The 17,654-nt window shown below is 71.7% G+C and carries 13 protein-coding genes; 6 read left to right on the forward strand and 7 right to left on the reverse strand.

Annotation, left to right across the window (positions count from 1 at the left end):
* Positions 1-131: 131 nt before the first annotated feature.
* Positions 132-938 (reverse strand): ParA family protein, encoded by an 807-nt coding sequence (locus tag QM720_RS10300; protein ID WP_415126207.1) that lies wholly within the window; start codon positions 936-938, stop codon positions 132-134.
* Between the two features lie 93 nt (positions 939-1,031).
* Between QM720_RS10300 and QM720_RS10305 the strand changes: the two genes are divergently transcribed.
* From QM720_RS10305 to def, 3 genes are read left to right on the forward strand one after another with little or no spacing between them, the layout of a single operon-like run.
* On the forward strand, positions 1,032-4,439 hold the full coding sequence (locus QM720_RS10305; RefSeq protein WP_415126209.1) for a pyruvate carboxylase: 3,408 nt from the start codon (positions 1,032-1,034) through the stop codon (positions 4,437-4,439).
* A 60-nt stretch (positions 4,440-4,499) separates the two neighbouring features.
* Positions 4,500-5,960: a MinD/ParA family ATP-binding protein gene (locus QM720_RS10310; RefSeq protein WP_415126211.1), complete on the forward strand. Its 1,461-nt coding sequence runs from the start codon at positions 4,500-4,502 to the stop codon at positions 5,958-5,960.
* A complete protein-coding gene (def, locus tag QM720_RS10315; RefSeq protein WP_415126213.1) occupies positions 5,960-6,451 on the forward strand; it encodes a peptide deformylase in 492 nt (163 codons plus the stop codon). The genes QM720_RS10310 and def overlap by 1 nt, the downstream gene beginning before the upstream one ends.
* A 100-nt stretch (positions 6,452-6,551) precedes the next feature.
* Here def and QM720_RS10320 read toward each other — a convergent pair whose 3' ends face one another.
* From QM720_RS10320 to QM720_RS10330, 3 genes are read right to left on the reverse strand one after another with little or no spacing between them, the layout of a single operon-like run.
* Positions 6,552-7,889 carry a class II 3-deoxy-7-phosphoheptulonate synthase gene (locus QM720_RS10320; RefSeq protein WP_415126215.1) on the reverse strand — a complete coding sequence of 446 codons (1,338 nt, stop codon included), beginning with the start codon at positions 7,887-7,889 and terminating at the stop codon, positions 6,552-6,554.
* A 41-nt stretch (positions 7,890-7,930) separates the two neighbouring features.
* Positions 7,931-8,611, reverse strand: a complete 681-nt coding sequence (locus tag QM720_RS10325) for a lysophospholipid acyltransferase family protein (RefSeq protein WP_415126217.1) — start codon at positions 8,609-8,611, stop codon at positions 7,931-7,933.
* Positions 8,612-8,613: 2 nt separating this feature from the next.
* A complete protein-coding gene (locus QM720_RS10330; RefSeq protein ID WP_415126220.1) occupies positions 8,614-9,549 on the reverse strand; it encodes an ROK family glucokinase in 936 nt (311 codons plus the stop codon).
* 132 nt (positions 9,550-9,681) lie between these two features.
* Here QM720_RS10330 and QM720_RS10335 point away from each other — a divergent pair, with 132 nt between their 5' ends.
* Entirely contained in the window at positions 9,682-11,514 is a 1,833-nt protein-coding gene (locus QM720_RS10335; protein ID WP_415126222.1) for an AMP-dependent synthetase/ligase, read from the forward strand.
* A gap of 432 nt (positions 11,515-11,946) precedes the next feature.
* On the forward strand, positions 11,947-12,672 hold the full coding sequence (locus QM720_RS10340; RefSeq protein WP_415126224.1) for a hypothetical protein: 726 nt from the start codon (positions 11,947-11,949) through the stop codon (positions 12,670-12,672).
* 201 nt (positions 12,673-12,873) lie between these two features.
* Here QM720_RS10340 and pknB read toward each other — a convergent pair whose 3' ends face one another.
* Both pknB and QM720_RS10350 read right to left on the reverse strand, forming a co-directional pair.
* Positions 12,874-14,838: a Stk1 family PASTA domain-containing Ser/Thr kinase gene (gene pknB / locus QM720_RS10345; RefSeq protein ID WP_415126226.1), complete on the reverse strand. Its 1,965-nt coding sequence runs from the start codon at positions 14,836-14,838 to the stop codon at positions 12,874-12,876.
* 69 nt (positions 14,839-14,907) lie between these two features.
* On the reverse strand, positions 14,908-15,891 hold the full coding sequence (locus QM720_RS10350; protein WP_415126228.1) for a LysM peptidoglycan-binding domain-containing protein: 984 nt from the start codon (positions 15,889-15,891) through the stop codon (positions 14,908-14,910).
* Between the two features lie 143 nt (positions 15,892-16,034).
* Between QM720_RS10350 and QM720_RS10355 the strand changes: the two genes are divergently transcribed.
* On the forward strand, positions 16,035-16,409 hold the full coding sequence (locus tag QM720_RS10355) for an Rv2175c family DNA-binding protein (protein WP_415126230.1): 375 nt from the start codon (positions 16,035-16,037) through the stop codon (positions 16,407-16,409).
* A gap of 142 nt (positions 16,410-16,551) precedes the next feature.
* Here the strand turns inward: QM720_RS10355 and QM720_RS10360 are convergent, their stop codons facing one another.
* Positions 16,552-17,646 (reverse strand): polyprenyl synthetase family protein, encoded by a 1,095-nt coding sequence (locus tag QM720_RS10360; protein WP_415126232.1) that lies wholly within the window; start codon positions 17,644-17,646, stop codon positions 16,552-16,554.
* Positions 17,647-17,654: the final 8 nt, after the last annotated feature.

Raw genomic sequence — 17,654 nt, forward strand, 5'->3', positions numbered from 1 at the left:
TGGGCTCCTTCAACGACCGCTTCTTATAGCCACGGGCGTTGAACAGTCACGGTCGTTGAGCGAGGCGCCGGAGGCGCCGAGACGAAACGCAGCGACCACGCGCCGTTCGAGTAACGAGCGAACGCCGACGGTCAGGCGCGCTGTTCCCCGGCGGCGATGCGGCCGGTGCGGATGATGCGGTCCAGCAGCGAGTCGAAGTCGGCGGCGAGCTCCTGCGCCGAGTCGCCCGGCCAGATGTGCAGCGGCTTGGCCGCGCCCTGCGCCTGCTGCAGCGACGTGCGCTCGGGCAGCTGGGGCGAGAGGACCAGCGGGCCGAACATGTCGCGCAGCTCTTTGATGCGGAACTGGTGCTCGATCGACTGCGGCCGCACGCGGTTGACGACGATGCCGAGCGGCTGCAGGCGCGGCGACAGGCCGCGGCGGATCTCCTCGATCGCCCGCAGGGCGCGGTCGGCCGCGGCGACCGAGAACAGGCCCGGCTCGGTGATGACGATGACCCGGTCGGATGCCGCCCACGCCGTGCGCGTCAGCGCGTTCAGCGACGGGGCGCAGTCGATGAGCACGAGGTCGTAGTCGGCCTCGATCGTCGCGAGCGCCTCTTCGAGCTTCCACACGTCGCGCACCGACGGATGCGGGCCGTCGAAGTTGATGGCGGATGGGCTGCCGATCATGACGTCGATCGTGCCCGGGTGCACCTTCGCCCAGCCGCTGGAGGTGATCGCCTGACGGACGACCTTCTCCTTCGGGTTGGCCAGCACATCGGCGACGTTGAGGCGACCGGCGACCTGGATGTCCATGCCCGTCGAGACGTCGGACTGCGGGTCGAGGTCGACGACGAGAGTCCGCACCCCACGGGCGAACGCGGCGGAAGCGAGCCCCAGGGTCACGGTCGTCTTGCCGACACCTCCCTTGAGCGAGGAGACGGAGAGTACGTGCACGAGGCTCTACGTTACCGTCCTCTAGGCTGTGAGCACACTCAGCCACGGTCCGCACCTCCGCACGGCGGGCCATCTCAGGTAAAAGAGGTGCGCATGTTCCGCAAGATCCTGGTCGCGAACAGAGGCGAGATCGCCATCCGCGCATTCCGCGCCGCGTTCGAGCTCGGCGCCCGCACCGTCGCGGTCTACCCGTTCGAAGATCGCGGTTCGCTGCACCGCCAGAAGGCCGACGAATCGTACGAGATCGGCGAGCAGGGGCACCCCGTGCGCGCCTACCTCGACGTCGAGGAGATCATCCGCGTCGCCCAGGCCAGCGGCGCCGACGCCATCTACCCCGGTTACGGCTTCCTGTCGGAGAATCCGACGCTCGCCGCCCGCGCGGCGCAGGAGGGCATCGCCTTCATCGGCCCGCCCGCCCGGGTGCTCGCGATGGCCGGCGACAAGGTCACGGCGAAGAAGCACGCGATCGCCGCCGGCGTGCCGGTGCTGCGCTCGACCGAGGCCTCCGACGACGTCGACGCGCTCGTCGCACAGGCCTCCGACATCGGCTTCCCCATCTTCGTCAAGGCGGTCGCCGGCGGCGGCGGACGCGGCATGCGGCGCGTCGAGGAGCCCGGCCAGCTCGCCCCGGCGCTCGCTGAGGCCATGCGCGAGGCCGACAGCGCCTTCGGCGACGCGCGCGTGTTCCTCGAGCAGGCGGTGCGCCGCCCGCGGCACGTCGAGGTGCAGATCCTCGCCGACGGCACGGGCCACACGGTGCATCTGTTCGAGCGCGACTGCTCGGTGCAGCGTCGCCATCAGAAGGTCATCGAGATCGCTCCCGCGCCGAACCTCGACGACGGCATCCGCAGCGACCTGCACCGCTACGCCGTCGCCTTCGCCGAGTCGATCGGCTACCAGAACGCCGGGACGGTCGAGTTCCTGCTGGAGACCGACGGTCCGCGCACCGGCGAGGTCGTCTTCATCGAGATGAACCCGCGCATCCAGGTCGAGCACACCGTGACCGAAGAGGTCACCGACGTCGACCTCGTGCAGTCGCAGATGCGGATCGCGGCGGGGGAGACCCTCGACGACCTGGGACTCGCGCAGGAGAACATCCACCTGCGCGGGGCCGCGCTGCAGTGCCGCATCACGACGGAGGATCCCGCGCAGGGGTTCCGTCCCGACACCGGCAAGATCACGACGTACCGGTCGCCCGGCGGCGCCGGCATCCGGCTCGACGGCGGCACGACCGCCGCGGGCTCGCAGATCAGCCCGCACTTCGACTCGATGCTCGCCAAGCTCACCTGCCGCGGGCGCGATTTCCCGGCGGCCGTCGCGCGAGCGCGGCGGGCGCTGGCCGAGTTCCGCATCCGCGGCGTCGCGACCAACATCCCGTTCCTGCGCGGCGTGCTCGACGACCCGCACTTCATCGCGGGCGACGTGAGCACGTCGTTCATCGACGAGCGGCCCGGGCTGCTGCGGTCGAACCCTTCGCGCGACCGCGCGACGAAGCTGCTGAACTGGCTCGCCGACGTCACCGTCAATCGGCCGTACGGCGACAAGCCGCTCATGGTGTCGCCCGGGAGCAAGCTGCCCGCCATCGACCTGCTGGCCCCCGTCCCCGGCGGCAACCGGCAGAGGCTGCTCGAGCTCGGTCCCGCCGGCTTCGCGCAGGCCCTCCGCGACCAGACCGCGCTCGCCGTCACCGAGACGACCTTCCGCGACGCGCACCAGTCGCTGCTGGCCACCCGCGTGCGCACGCGCGACCTCGTGCGCGTCGGCCCGCACGTGGCCCGCATGACGCCGCAGCTGCTGTCGGTCGAGGCGTGGGGCGGGGCCACCTACGACGTCGCGCTGCGCTTCCTCGCGGAAGACCCCTGGGAGCGCCTGGAGGCCCTCCGCGACGTCATGCCGAACATCCCCCTCCAGATGCTGCTGCGCGGCCGCAACACCGTCGGCTACACGCCGTACCCGACGGAGGTCACCGACGCGTTCGTGCGCGAGGCGGCGGCGACCGGCATCGACATCTTCCGCATCTTCGACGCCCTCAACGACGTCGAGCAGATGCGCCCGGCGATCGCGGCGGTGCTCGAGACCGGTACGGCGCTCGCCGAGGTCGCGGTCTGCTACACCGGCGACCTGCTCGACCCCGCCGAAGATCTCTACACGCTGGACTACTACCTGCGCCTGGCCGAGCAGATCGCCGGCACCGGCGCGCACATCCTCGCGATCAAGGACATGGCGGGCCTGCTGCGGCCCGCCGCCGCGGCGCGCCTGGTCTCGGCCCTTCGCGAACGGTTCGCCCTGCCGGTGCACGTGCACACGCACGACACGGCCGGCGGACAGCTGGCGACGCTGCTCGCGGCGAGTGCCGCGGGGGCGGATGCCGTGGACGCCGCCGCGGCGCCCATGTCGGGCACGACGAGCCAGCCGTCGCTGTCGGCCCTCGTCGCGGCCCTCGCCCACACCGAGCGCGACACCGGGCTGTCGCTGGCGGCGGTCGGCGCGCTGGAGCCGTACTGGGAGAGCGTGCGGCAGCTGTACCGGCCGTTCGAGTCGGGGCTGCCGAGCCCCACCGGGCGCGTGTACCACCACGAGATCCCCGGCGGGCAGCTGTCGAACCTGCGTCAGCAGGCGATCGCCCTCGGCATGGCCGACCAGTTCGAGCGCATCGAGGACATGTACGCCGCCGCCGACCGCATCCTCGGGCGCCTGCCGAAGGTGACCCCGTCGTCGAAGGTCGTCGGCGACCTCGCCCTGGCCCTCGTGGCCGCCGACGCCGACCCGGCCGATTTCGAGCAGAACCCGCGCGCCTACGACATCCCCGATTCGGTCGTGGGGTTCATGGCGGGGGAGCTGGGGGATCTGCCCGGCGGCTGGCCGGAGCCGTTCCGCTCCAAGGTGCTGGAGGGCCGCGAGGTGGTCGTCGGCGTCACCCCGTTGACCGACGAGCAGCAGGAAGGGCTGAGCGCGGACTCCGCGACCCGCCGCCGCACGCTCAACCGTCTGCTGTTCGCAGGCCCTACGGCGGCCTTCGAGCAGACCCGCGAGACGTACGGCGACCTGTCCGCCCTCGGCACCCCCGACTACCTCTACGGGCTCGTCCCCGGCGAGGAGCACGTCGCCGAGATCGACCCGGGCGTGCAGCTGTACGTCGGGCTGGAGGCGATCGGTGCGGTCGACGCGAAGGGCATGCGCACCGTCATGACGACCCTCAACGGGCAGTTGCGGCCGGTGTTCGTGCGCGACCGGAGCGTCGCCGTCGAGGCCCGTCAGGTCGAGAAGGCCGACACGAGCAGGCCCGGCCAGGTCGCAGCCCCCTTCTCGGGCGTCGTGACGCTCAAGGCCGCCGTCGGCGACAGCGTCACGGCGGGGCAGCCCGTGGCATCCATCGAGGCGATGAAGATGGAAGCGGCCATCACCGCCCCCGTCGACGGCGTCGTGGAACGCCTCGCGATCACTGGGACGGCGTCGGTCGAAGCGGGCGATCTTTTGCTCGTCATCCACCCCGCCGACTAACGTGGGACGACGGGCGCGCGCCGCCCGCGAGCAATCCCGGGGCGACCCGGGCGATCTGGAGTGCAAGAAGTGACGCCTGACCGCAATGACCCGACGCCGGACGAGTTCGGCAACGGAGTGCTGGACGATACGGGTGCCGTCGACACGACGGGCATCGACATCGTCGGAGGGGCCACGGCCCGCGTCGAGGTCGCGCTGCCGCCGTCCTATGACGACGACGACCTGGCCGACGACGACGTCGTGCTGGACGACCGGGCTCCGCTGGACGACCCGGCACCGCGGGGCGACTGGGCTTCGCTGGGCGACCGGGCGCCGCTGGACGACCGGGCTCCGCTGGACGACGACGCGATCGTGACCGCCGACATCGTCGAAGCCTCCGGCCCCGCCGCTGAGCTCGTCACGGAGGATGCCGGGCGCTCCGCTGCGGGCACGCGCGAGACCGCCGTCGGGGTCGCTGCGCCGGTCGCGACGCGCGCATCGGTCGCCGTCCCCGCCGACGACGCGCACGAGCGGGTGCGCCCGCGCACGTCGGAGATCACGCTGCAGTCGCGGCGCCTGGGCGACTTCGAAGTCAGCCGCGAGAGCGCCGATCTCCTCACCGCCGATCGCCTGCTCGATCCCACGCACGTCGTCCGGCCCGAGCCCGAGGGTGCGTGGCGCCACCTCGTCTACACGCTGTCGGGGCGCCGGCTGAACCTCGGCGACAGCAAGCGGGCGCGCGCCCGCAAGGAGCTCGACCGCCGCATCAGCGCGCCGTTGTCGGGCGGGGCGAGGTTTGTCCCGGTGCTCTCGCGCAAGGGCGGCGTCGGCAAGACGACCGTCACGACGCTGCTCGGCATGGCGCTCGCCGATGCCCGCGAAGACCGCGTCATCGCCATCGACGCCAACCCCGACCGCGGCACGCTGGCCGAGCGCATCGGACGGACGAGCGGCAAGACCGTGCGCGACCTCGCGCGCAGCCACACCCAGGTGCACGGCTTCAACGACATCTCGCAGATCGTCGCGCGCGACCACACGCGCCTCGACGTCATCGCGAGCGACGCCGACCCGCACGTGTCCGAGGCCTTCAGCGACGTCGACTACCAGGAGGTCGCCGAGGTCGCGGCGCACTTCTACTCGCTCGTGCTCACCGACACCGGCACCGGCATCGTGCACTCGGTCATGTCGGCGACGCTCGACCGCGCCGACGCGCTCGTGGTCGTCGCGGGCCTGAGCATCGACGAGGCGCGCCTGGCCTCGGAGACCCTCACGTGGCTGGAGACCAACGGCTTCGCCGACCTCGTGCGCCGCGCGATCGTCGTGCTCAACACGGCGCGCCCGGGGGCCGCGCTCGTGCGCGCCGACGAGCTCGACGCGCATTTCCGCAGCCGGGTGCGCGCCGTCGTGCGGGTGCCGTACGACCCGCACATCGCGTCGGGCAGCGTCATCTCGTTCCGCGACCTGCAGCCCGAGACGCGCGAGGCCGCGCGGGAGCTTGCCGCCGTCGTCGTCGAGGGCCTGCGCGCGCAGGCGGCCGCCTGATGGCGGTCCGCCCCATCCGGCTCTTCGGCGACCCGGTGCTGCGCGCCGCGTGCGCGCCGATCGAGGTCGTGGACGACGGCATCCGTGCCCTCGTGCAGGATCTGCTCGACACGGTCGCCCTGCCCGGGCGTGCCGGCGTCGCCGCCAACCAGATCGGCGTCGCCCTCCGCGCGTTCAGCTACAACATCGACGGCGACATCGGGTACGTCCTCAACCCGGTGCTCGTCGAGGTGCGCGGCGAGCCGTCGCCCGTGGGGGAGGGCTGCCTCTCGGTGCCCGAGATCTGGCACGACGCGCTGCGCCACCCGTGGGCGAAGGTCGTGGGCACCGACCTCGACGGCAACGAGGTCGTGCTTCAGGGCGAGGGGCTGCTCGCGCAGGCGCTGCAGCACGAGACCGACCACCTCGACGGCATGCTGTACCTCTCGCGCCTGCCCCCCGCGCAGCGCAAGATCGCGATGCGCGAGGTCCGCGAGTCGCCCTGGTTCTAGCCCCGCCGCGTGTCGCGAAACCTCACAAATGTTCGGTTTGGCAGCGCTCCCACGGCGTGTCGCCAGACATTTGCGAGGTTTCGCGAGGGGGGCGAGGGGGTCAGCGCTTCTCGAGCTCCTCGGCGACGAGGAAGGCGAGCTCGAGGCTCTGCATGTGGTTGAGGCGCGGGTCGCACAGGCTCTCGTAACGGGTCGCGAGCGTGGCCTCGTCGATCTGCTCCGAGCCGCCCAGGCACTCCGTGACGTCGTCGCCGGTGAGCTCGACGTGGATGCCGCCGGGGAACGTTCCGACCTCGCGGTGCGCCTCGAAGAACCCCCGTACCTCGTCGACGACGTCGTCGAAGCGCCGCGTCTTGTACCCGGTCGGCGTCGTGATGCCGTTGCCGTGCATCGGGTCGGTCACCCACAGGGGGGTGGCGCCCGAATCGCGCACGGCCTCCAACAGCGGCGGCAGGGCGTCGCGGATCTTCCCGGCGCCCATGCGCGTGATGAAGGTCAGGCGGCCCGGCTCGCGCTCGGGGTCGAGCTTGTCGATGAGCTCCAGCGCGACCTCGGGCGCGGTGGTCGGGCCGAGCTTGACCCCGATGGGGTTGCGGATCTTCGAGAAGTAGTCGACGTGCGCGCCGTCGAGCTCGCGCGTGCGCTCGCCGATCCAGAGGAAGTGCGCCGACGTGTTGTACGGCGTGCCGGTGCGCGAGTCGATGCGGGTCATGGGGCGCTCGTAGTCCATCAGCAGACCCTCGTGGCCGGTGTAGAACTCCACCCGGCGCAGCTCGTCGAAGTCGGCGCCGGCGGCCTCCATGAACTTGATCGCGCGGTCGATCTCGGTCGCCAGGCGCTCGTACTGCTGGTTGGCGGGGTTCTGCGCGAAGCCCTTGTTCCAGCTGTGCACCTCGCGCAGGTCGGCGAAGCCGCCCTGCGTGAACGCGCGGATGAGATTGATGGTCGAGGCGGCCGTGTGGTACCCCTTCAGCAGCCGCTGCGGGTCGGCGGTGCGCGAAGCCTCGGTGAAGTCGAAGCCGTTGACGATGTCGCCGCGGTAGGCCGGCAGCGTCACGTCGCCGCGCGTCTCGGTGTCGGCCGAGCGGGGCTTGGCGAACTGGCCCGCCATGCGGCCCATCTTCACGACCGGCATCGACGCGCCGTACGTGAGGACGACGGCCATCTGCAGCACCGTCTTGATGCGGTTGCGGATCTGCTCGGCGGTCGCCCCCGCGAACGTCTCGGCGCAGTCGCCGCCCTGCAGCAGGAACGCCTCGCCGGCGGCGGCACGCGCCAGCCGGTCGCGCAGGTTGTCGACCTCGCCGGCGAACACGAGCGGCGGCAGCGAGGCGATCTCCGCGGATGCCGCAGCCACGGCATCCGGGTCGGTCCAGGTCGGCTGCTGCTTGATCGGGAGCGTGCGCCAGTGATCCAGGTCGGCGTGCGGGGAGGGCATCCGTCAAGTCTATCGTCGTGCCGATGCGCCGGATGCCGGGGTCAGGGCCCCGTGCGGTCTTTCACGGTCGAGGCGTAGACGTCTTCGTACCGCTGCTCGCCCAGGCGCTGCAGCGCGACCATGATCTCGTCGGTGACCGAGCGGAGCACGTAGCGGTCGCTCTCCATCCCCTGGAAGCGCGAGAAGTCCAGCGGCTCGCCGATCACCATGCCGACCCGGCCGATGCGGGGGATCGTCCGCCCGATCGGCATGATCTCGCCGGTGTCGACCATGACGACCGGCACGACCGGCACGCGGGCCTCCAGCGCCATGCGCGCAAGCCCGGTGCGCCCCCGGTACAGCTTGCCGTCGGGGCTGCGCGTGCCCTCGGGGTAGATGCCGAGCAGGTCGCCGCGGCCGAGCACCTGCAGCCCGGTGTTCAGCGAGTTCTCCGACGCCTTGCCGCCGGTGCGGTCGATCGGGATCTGCCCCGTCGCCTTCATGAACATGCGGGTCGCCCAGCCCTTGATGCCCGTGCCGGTGAAGTAGTCGCTCTTCGCGAGAAAGCTCATCGGCCGGTCGATCATGAGGGGCAGGAAGATCGAGTCGCTCACCGACAGGTGGTTGCTCGCGAGGATCGCCGCTCCCGTCGCCGGGACGTTGGTGCGGCCCACGATCCACGGTCGGAAGATCGCCTTCACGATCGGCCCGATGACGATGTACTTCATGACCCAGTAGAACATCTTCAGCTCCGCAGTCCCGCGAGGTCGGCGACGCCGACGAGGCCGGCGTCGTTGCCCAGCGCGGCGGTCACGAACCGCGCCTGCGGCCGGTCGCCGAAGCCCGGCAGCGCGGCCTCGTAGGCGATGCGCGTCGGCTCCAGCAGCACCTCGCCGAGATCGGCGACCCCGCCGCCGAGGACGATCAGCTCGGGGTCGAGCACGGCCTGGAAGGCGCCGCACGCCTCGCCGACGGCCGTCGCGACACGGCGGACGGCTTCGAGGGCGCCGGCATCCTGTTCGGAAAGCAGCAGTGCCAGGGCGGATGCCGGGATCTTGCCCTTCGCGGTGCGCTGCGCCGCGAGGGGCGCACCGATGCCGCCGGCGTCGGCGACGTCGTTCAACTCGAGCTGCAGGGCCCGGCCCGAGGCGTACTGTTCGAGGCATCCGCGCTGCCCGCAGCCGCAGGGACGGCCGCCGCGCACGTAGTTGAGGTGGCCGAGCTCGGCGGCGCTGCCGTGCGCGCCGATGAGCAGGCGCCCGTCGACGATGACGGCGCCGCCGACGCCGGTGCCGAGGGTGATCATGACCAGGTCGGTGGTCCCGCGACCCGCGCCGAAGCGGAACTCGCCCCAGCCGGCCGCGTTGGCGTCGTTCTCCAGCGTCACGGGGCGGCCGATGCGCGCCTCGAAGGCGGCCCGCAGCGGCTCGTCGTGCCAGTCGATGTTCGGCGCGTGCAGCATGATCGACCGGGTGCGGTCGATGAAACCGGCGGCCGCGACCCCGACGGCGTGGATGTCGTGGCGGCCGGCGAGCGTGCGCACCATGTCGGCGACGGCGGCGGCGAGAGCCCCGGTGTCGGCGGGGGTCGGCACGCGCAAGCGCTCGACGATCGTGCCGTCGGCGTCGACGACGCCGCCCGCGATCTTGGTCCCGCCGATGTCGATGCCGACGTTCAGCACGGCTGTTCCTTCCCGCCGGTTCGGCTGTGCGGGGTGTCGGCGACAGCGGCGATCCGGCATCCGAGAGTCTAGTGTGGAGCGTGAGACCATCGTCGCAACCGACGCCACCCGGTACCGAAGGAGTTGCCGCCCATGAGCGCCGTCCAGTTCGAAGTTCCCGCCGTCATCCCGGCCGACCCGCAGGCCAACGTCACCGACCTGCTCGTCGAGCGGGTGAAGGCGACCCCGTCGCTCGCGCTGTTCGCCGTGCCGCACGGGGCCGGATGGCGCGACATCACCGCCGCGCAGTTCCAGCGCGAGGTGATCGAACTCGCGAAGGGATTCGTCGCGGCCGGCATCGAGCCCGGCGACAAGGTCGGCTTCGTCGCCAAGACCACCTACGACTGGACGCTGGTCGACTTCGCCCTCTTCTTCGCCGGTGCCGTCATGGTGCCGATCTACGAGACGAGCTCGGCCTCGCAGATCGGCTGGATCCTGTCCGACTCGGGGGCGATCGCCGTCATCGCCGAGAGCGACGAGCACGCCGCGCGCATCGCCGAGATCCGCTCCGAGGTGCCGCTCGTGCGCGAGGTGTGGAACATGGCATCCGGTGGCCTCGCCGCCCTGCGCGCGCGTGGCGCCGGAGTCGGCGATGAAGAGGTCGAGCGGCGGCGCAACCTCGCCGTCGGCGCCGACATCGCCACGCTCATCTACACGTCGGGCTCTACGGGGCGGCCGAAGGGATGCGTGCTGACGCACAGCAACTTCGTCGAGCTCTCGCGCAACGCCGCCAAGGCGCTCGAAGAGGTCGTGAACACGCCGGGTGCCTCGACGCTGCTGTTCATCACGACGGCGCACGTGTTCGCGCGGTTCATCTCGATCCTCGACATCCACGCCGGCGTCAAGACCGGTCACCAGCCCGACACGAAGCAGCTGCTGCCCGCGCTCGGGTCGTTCCAGCCGACGTTCCTGCTGGCGGTGCCGCGCGTGTTCGAGAAGGTGTACAACTCGGCCGAGCAGAAGGCCGAAGCCGGCGGCAAGGGGAAGATCTTCCGCGCCGCCGCCGCGACGGCCGTCGAGCATTCGTCGCTGCTCGAAGAGGGCAAGAAGGTGCCGCTGGGCACCAAGGTCAAATTCGCCCTGTTCGACAAGCTCGTCTACGCCAAGCTGCGCGCGGCGATGGGCGGCAAGGTCGGGTACGCCGTGTCGGGGTCAGCGCCGCTCGGCCCGCGGCTCGGGCACTTCTTCCACAGCCTCGGGGTCACGATCCTCGAGGGCTACGGCCTCACCGAGACGACCGCGCCCGCGACCGTGAACCTCGCGAAGAAGTCGAAGATCGGCACGGTCGGGCCGGTGCTGCCGGGCGTCGGCGTGCGCCTGGCCGACGACGGCGAGATCGAGGTGCGCGGCATCAACGTCTTCAAGGAGTACTGGCACAATCCCGAGGCGACGGCCGCGACGTTCGACGGCGACTGGTTCAAGACCGGCGACCTGGGTGCGTTCGACGACGAGGGGTTCCTGTCGATCACGGGGCGCAAGAAGGAGATCATCGTCACGGCGGGCGGCAAGAACGTCGCGCCCGCGGTGCTCGAAGACCCCATCCGCGCGAACCCGATCGTGGGGCAGGTCGTCGTCGTCGGCGACCAGAAGCCGTTCATCGCGGCGCTGGTCACGCTCGACCCGGAGATGCTGCCCGCCTGGCTGTCGAACAACGGGCTGCCGGCCGATCTGTCGCCGGCCGACGCGGCGCGCAACCCCAAGGTGCGCGAAGAGGTGCAGCGGGCGGTCGACCGGGCGAACAAGCTCGTGTCGCGGGCGGAGTCGATCCGCAAGTTCGCGATCCTCGGCACCGAGTGGACCGAGGCCAGCGGCCACCTGACGCCGAAGATGAGCATCAAGCGCAACGTCATCCTCGCCGACTTCGCCCGCGACATCGACGAGCTCTACAACGTCCCCGCCACCACGACGACCACCCCGATGGGCTGAGGCGCCCCGTCCGCCGCCCCGCGCGCCGCCGCCGCCGCGGACATTTCTGAGGTTTCGCGAAACCTCAGAAATGTCCGCATTCCGGGGGCATCCCTCGGCGTGTCGCGTACATTTGTGAGGTTTCGCGAGGCGTGGGGGCGCGGCCTGTGGATGAATCGCATGCGCGCGCGCAGATCTCGGCACGATCGGGGCATGTCGCATTCGCAGTCGCCCTTGCCCGCTCCGCTCGATCGTGCGCCGTTCCGGTTCGCGGAGGCGCGCGGCCTCGGAGTCAGTCGTGGTCGTCTGCGTCAGCCGGATGTCGCGCATCCGCACCACGGGCTCTACGCTCCGAGCGAGGGGAGTGACCTGCGTGAGCGGTGCCTCCGACTCGGGCCGCTCCTGGGCGAACGACGGTGGTTCAGTCACGTCACGGCGGCGAGGCTGTGGGGGATGCCGCTCCCGCGCGAGTGGACGGATGCCGAGGAGCTGCACGTCCTGACGCTGCCGGGTGCCGAGCCGATCCGACGGCCGGGCGTCGTCGGATGGGAGAGTCGCGACAGCCCCGGGGGAGTCCTGCTCGACGGCCTCCACGTCGTGAGCCCGGCCGGCGTCTGGGCGCAGCTCTCGGTCGCCGGCGCGACGGGGACCGACGCCGAGACGGGCAAGCGTTGGGCGCTCGACGGCGAGTGGCTGGTCGCGGTCGGCGACTACCTGCTCACCGGACCGCGAGGGCCCGCGGGCCGGTCTCCGCTGTGCACCATGGTCGACCTCGCCGCGGCCGCGCGGCGGCACCGAGGCAAACGGGGCGCGAAGGCGTTGACCTGGGCGCTGGAGCGGGTCCGAACCGGCCCGCAATCGCCCCGTGAGTCGTTGCTGCGCCTGGCGCTCGTGCACCGGGGACTGCCCGAGCCGGTCGTGCAGATGCCCGTGTCCACGGCCGCCGGCATCCTTCATTCCGACCTGGGTTACCCGCAGCAGCGGGTCGCGATCGAGTATCAGGGCGATCACCATCGCACCGATCAGAAGCAGTGGCGCGAGGATCTCCGGCGCCGCCAGCTCTTCGAGGACGCCGGATGCCGCGTCATCGAGGTCGGCGCGAACGAGTTCGACGACGACTGCGCGTCGCTCGCCCTTCGGGTGCGCCGCGCCCTCGCCGGACGCTCATACCGCCCCTAGCGCCCGCCCCGCGTTCGTCGCCCGCCCCTCCGCGAAACCTCGCAAATGTCCGCAACACGCCGCAAACCGCCCGAAGAACGCGACATTTGTGAGGTCTCGCGAAACCTCAGAGATGTCCGCGACACGCCGCGACACGCCGCGTGGAACGCGACATTTGTGAGGTCTCGCGGGGGAGAGAGGGGAGAGAGGGGGGGAGGCGGGTCAGAAGGATCCGGTGATCGTCAGGACGATCGTGCTGCCGGCCGTGCACTTCGTCCCCGACGAGTTGCAGGTCGCGTCGCGCGCGGGGGACTGGCCGGTGACGCTCGTGAAGTCGTCGAGCACGGCATCCCACAGGCCGTTGTAGCTCACGGTGAACCCGGCATCCTTCAAGATCGACTTCGCCTCGTCGCGGGTCAGCGGTGCGGAGGTGTCCACGACGTTCGGAACGTCGAACAGCTCGGGACCCTTCGAGACGACGAGGGTGATGGTGTCGCCGGGGCTCAGCGCGTCGTGGTCGGCGACGCGGATGACGCTGCCCTCCTCGACGTCGTCGCTGTACTCCTCGGTCGAGGCCACCTCCAGGCCGACTCCGGTGAGGGTGGAGGTGGCTGCCTCCAGCGTCTGGCCGACGACGTCGGGGATCGGGCCGAGCGACACCTCGAACGTGACGGTCGAGGTCTCCAGCGCGGTGCAGCCGTTCGAGCAGTCGACCGGGTCGCCGCCGCCGGGCGGCGTGATCCACGCCGTGAGGACGGTGTCGGGGGCGGCGTCGTTGAACAACTTCGCCGGATCGCCGTCGACCGGGGTGATGTAGGCACCCGCGAGCAGGTCGGTCGCATCGTTCAGGGCGAGCCCGGCGAGAGCCCCGATGTCGTGCGATGCCGGGCCGAGCGAGATGATCACCGTCACCTCGCTGCTCTTGTCGAGCCGCGCGCCGGATGCCGGGTCGGTACGGATCGCGAGCCCTTCCGCGACGTCGCGGCTGTGATCCTCGCCGTACACCGCGACGAGGTTCGCGTCGGCGAGGATGCCGGTCGCCTCGTCGAACGTGCGCCCGTGCACATCGGGCACGGCGACCATCGAGCCCGGTCCCGAGCCGAACCACCAGCCGGTGCCGCCGGCGAGCGCCGCCAGCAGCAGCACGAGCGCGACGAGCCAGCCGCCCTTGCGGGCATTGCGCTTCGCACGCGAGCGCAGCCGGGTCGCGTTGTCGACCTCGGCGGTGACCATCGGCGCCGTGAAGGTGCCGGGCATGACCTTGGTCAGCTCGCCCGAATCGACGCCGTCGTCGACGGCCACGATCCCCGCGGCGGGGGCGCGCACGACGTGCGGGTAGACGCCGAGTTCCTTCTCGATCTCGCGCAGCCGGTCGAGCATCGCCTTCGCGTCGGCGGGGCGCTCGTCGGGCTCGCGTTCGGTCGCCCACATGACGAGCTCGTCGAGCTGTTCCGGGATGCCGGGGTTGCGGGCGCTCGGCCGCGGTACCGAGTCGGTCGCGTGCTGGTAGGCGATCTGCATGGGCTGTTCGCCCTTGTACGGCTGCTCGCCGACGAGCATCTCGTACAGCATGATGCCGAGCGCGTAGATGTCGCTGCGGGCATCGGCGGTGCCGCGGGTGACGAGCTCGGGCGCGAGGTAGGCGATCGTGCCGAGGAGCATCTGCCCGGTCGCGGTGTTGGCGCTGGTGGCCCGCGCGAGGCCGAAGTCGCCGATCTTGATGCGGCCGTCCTCGGCCAGCAGCACGTTCTCGGGCTTGACGTCGCGGTGCACGATGCCGGCGCGGTGCGCGGCGGCCAGGCCGGACAGGACGGCATCCATGATCGTGATCGCCTGCGGGATCGACAGGCGGCGCTGCTCGCGCAGCAGCTCGCGCATCGTGATGCCGGGGAGGTACTCCATGACGAGGTAGGCCATCTCGCCGTCCTGGCCCTGGTCGAAGACGTTCACGACGTTCGGGTCGGCGAGGCGGGCCGCGGCGCGGGCCTCTTGGATGAAGCGGCCCTGGAAGACGGTGTCGTCGGAGAGGTGGCTGTGCATCACCTTGAGGGCGACGCGCCGCTCGAGCCGCAGGTCGGTCGCGACGTACACCGTCGCCATCCCGCCGCGGGCGATGCGAGCACGCACCCGGTACCGGCCGTCGACGAGACGGCCGATCAGCGGGTCGGTCTGCTGACTCGTGCTCACGCGAAGAGTCTACGGAGCGCTGCCGCCCTCTCCTGGGAGCGCCTCACCCCCGATGCGGGTTCGGCCCGGTCAGCCCAGTGCCGCCAGCCACTGGTACGCCTGCTGCTCCCAGGGGCCGTAGCGCTCCGGATACGCCGAGACCTGCACGGCCTGCGCAGCGGCGCCGAAGTCCATCGACTCCCAGCCGTCGACGTCGAGCAGCCCGCGAGTGGCGGTGCCGTTGGGGTCGGACGGGCCGCCGAAGAACGCCGCGGCGGCCCAGTACGGGTCGCGCACCTGGTCGGCGGTGCCCCAGCCGGCGCTCGGGCGCTGCTGGAACAGTCCGAGCGAATCGCGGTCGCCGTGGTCGACGTTGCGGATCCACGACTCCACCATCGCGGCGGCCAGGGCGATCGCGATGCCGCGGTCGGGCACCCCGCGTTCGCGCCCGACCTGGATGATGATCTGCGCGTTCGCCTGCTGTTCGGCATCGAGCGCGGTGGCGGATGCCGCATCCGCGGGGGCGGATGCCGCAGCCGCGGGCTGCGCCGTGGGCACCGCGATCTGCTGGCCGGGGTAGATGATCGACGCGCGCGACAGGCCGTTGGCGGCCAGCAGCGCGTCGAGCGACACACCGCCCGCCTGCGCGATGGCCCACAGCGTGTCTCCGGAGGCGACGGTGTGCACGACGGCATCCGAGGCCGGCTCCGGGGCCGCCTCCGCCGCGGGAGCGCTCGGGGACGGGGAGAGCGTGATCACCTGACCCGGGTAGATCGTCGTCGACCAGTCCAGCCCGTTCCCGGCGAGCACGTCGGCGGTGTGCAGGCCGAAGCGCTCCGCGACGGCGCTGATGGTGTCGCCGGCGCGGATCGTGTACGTCGCCGGAGCGGCCTCCGTGGCGGCGCGGGCGGCCGCGTCGCGCCGCGCGGCGGATGCCGGGTCGGTGCGTTGGGTGTGCGTCTGCGCGCCGCCGGCCTGCGCGGCGTGAGCCGGCGCCGCGGTGAGGGAGAGGGCGAGGGTGCTGAGCACGGCGGTCGGTGCGACCAGGTGGGCGCTGCGGCGGATTCGGCGCATGGTCTTCCCTTCGTTCGACTCCGCCACGCTGTCACGGACCTGGGGTGGGTGTCAACGCAAGTGACGGAAGTGATGTGTGTGACAGAAGTGAAAAGGCGTCACGCTGCGGGGGAGATCGACCGCACCGGTGGGATAGTAGAAGGGTGACCGACGACACCGCCGCGCCCCCTGTCGATGACCGCGAATGGGCCGATGACCGCGAATGGCTGACGCTGCCCGACCTCGTCGAGGTGCTCGGCGAACCGCTCGGGCGGGTGCGGAGACTGTTCGACGAGAAGCACCTGATCGGCTCACGGCGCACCGGCACGTTCGCGGTTCCCGCGGTGTTCCTGCAGGACGGACGGCCGATCGCGGCGCTGCGCGGCACCGTGTTCGTGCTGCACGACGCCGGATTCAGCGACGACGAGGCCATCGACTGGCTGCTCGCCGACGAAGAGTCGATCGGCCAGGCCCCGATCGCGGCGCTGCGCCAGGGCCGCAAGAGCGAAGTGCGCCGCGTCGCCCAGACCCTCGCCTGAATCGCCCCGCCCCGCCGCCCCTCCCGCGAACCTCGCGGCGGCTCGCGAAACCTCACAGATGTCCGGTTTTCCCGGCGTGTCGCGCGAAAAGGGCGACATTTGTGAGGTTTCGCGGGGCTGCGGGCGGGCGGGCGGGCGGGGGTCAGGAGGCGCGGGCGGTCGCGTCGCGCGCGAGGTCGCGCAGGGCGCCGACGGCGGGCGTCGCCAGCGCAGCGCCGCGCAGCGCACGGTCGGCCTCGGCGGCGAACCGGGCGATCTGCTCCTCGACGCGGGCGAGCGCACCGGTGTCGACGATCGTCTGCTGCAGCGCCGCGATCTGCCCGGCATCCAGCCCGGGGTCGCCGATCAGCTCGTCCATGACGCGCCGGGCGCCGGGCGCGAGCCGCTCGCGGGCGTAGGCGACCAGCAGCGTCCGCTTGCCCTCGCGCAGGTCGTCGCCCGAGGGCTTGCCGGTGACGTCGGCGTCGCCGAAGACGCCCAGCACGTCGTCGCGCAGCTGGAAGGCGAGGCCGAGCGGATGCCCGAACGCCGACAGCGCCGCCGACTGCGCCGCGCCGGCTCCGGCCAGCGCCGCACCCAGCAGCAACGGATGCTCGATGCTGTACCGCGCCGACTTCAGCGACGCGACCCGCAGCGCCCGCGCGGCGTGCTCGTCGCCCGGCGCCGTGACGAAGGCCGCCTCCTCGGCGACGTCGAGGAACTGGCCGATCGTCACCTCGCGTCGCATGAGCGCGTAGCCGCGTCGCGCCGCGATGGATGCCGCGGGCTCCGCGCCCGCGAGACCTTCCTCGAGCAGGTCGTCGCTCCACGCGACGAGCAGGTCGCCGAGCAGCACGGCGCCCGCACGGCCGAACGCGTCGCCGTCGCCGGCCCAGCCGGCATCCGCGTGCACCGCCTGCAGCGCCCGATGTGCCGCGGGGCGGCCGCGCCGGGTGTCGGAGTTGTCGATCAGGTCGTCGTGCACGAGGGCGGCGGCGTGGAAGATCTCCAGCGCCGCGGCGGCGGCGATCACCGCGTCGGGCGGAGCTGCGACGGGGCCGCGGACGCCCGCGACGGCCTCCCATCCGGTCAGGCAGAACCGTGCCCGCAGGCGTTTGCCGCCGGTCAGCGCCGACCCGGCGGCCGAGACGAATCCGACCGCTTCGGCCCCGGCATCCTCCGCCGCGGCGTGCTGCGCTGCCACGAACCTCTCCAGTCGCTGAGAAACAGCCTCGATCCGGTCCGTGGATGACGTCACGGGCCTAG

Origin of the sequence: Microbacterium sp., from assembly GCF_047602155.1 — a bacterium.
Taxonomy (GTDB): domain Bacteria; phylum Actinomycetota; class Actinomycetes; order Actinomycetales; family Microbacteriaceae; genus Microbacterium.